Below are 1,048 nucleotides of genomic sequence, written 5' to 3'. Positions count from 1 at the left end.
TTACATTGAGTACCGTCAACCTATCGGTTTTGATAGTTTTCTTGAAGGGCAAACTACAATAACGGATGGCGTCGTTTTCCACGCTGTAACCGGAGATGATTTGAGTAGTGTCCAACTGCTTGATATGACGCCTAACAGTGTGAACTCAGACCTGATTGATGCTGCCTTAATCGCGGGCAATACGTATGAGGATACAGAAGCCGGTATTACCATTACGACCGAATGGGCTGATAGCTCAGGCGCAAGTGTCCACGTTAGCTTCGCTGAGCCTATGTGCGTGCCAAGCATGCCGAGTGTTGCTGTTGTTTCCAATCAAGTTTCAGGTGTAGAGTCTGGTAGCACCGTGGGGTATTCGGTTACGGTAACTAACAATGATGGTGATGGATGCGCAATATCGAATTTCGCTATTGAAGCAAATGCTCCAAGTGGGTGGGTGACAACGCCATCTCAGTTAAATTTGGCTCCTGGTACGAGTGATACAGTGACGGTTGATGTGACTTCGGATCAAGCTGCGATAGACGGGACCTACGGCATTACATTCAACGTGACAAATGTTACTGATACTGACTACGACGCGAGTGCTACAGCAAATTATGTGGTTGAAACTGCGGTTGAAGCTTGTCAGCTATCGACGCCATTTCTCATCATGTCTACTAACCAAAACGGGGATTTTGAACCGGGTAGTACAGTAAGTTACACAGCGACGGTTACCAACCAAGATAGCGCAACTTGTGACGCGACTACTTTCACGCTAGCGGCAAATGACGCAAATGGCTGGAGTGCGAATAGTGGTGCTATGACTTTGATTCCTGGTGAAACCCAATCTATTACAATGACAGTAACATCGAGCACTGAAGCTACTGACGGTACTTATAACATTGTTATCAATGCGAAACATTCTGCTGATGCAAGCTTGAATGCTAGCCAAGTAGTGAGTGTGAGTATTGTCGCTCCAGTCACGGAAAATAACGCTCCTGCCGCTCAAAACGATTCTGTGACGTTGACATCGAAAGATCCAGTGACTATCGATGTACTCAAGAATGACAGT

1 protein-coding gene is annotated in these 1,048 nt (G+C 46.3%); it reads left to right on the top strand.

Going from position 1 to position 1,048, the window contains the following annotated elements; translation table 11 throughout:
* Window positions 1–1,048: NEW3 domain-containing protein (locus R7190_RS25870; protein ID WP_318137677.1), on the top strand; the 1,048-nt coding region annotated here is incomplete at both ends.

The sequence above is a fragment of the Vibrio sp. 1078-1 genome, assembly GCF_033340475.1.
Note: the sequence above shows the minus strand (reverse complement) of the source record. Positions and strands in the feature narration are given on the sequence as shown.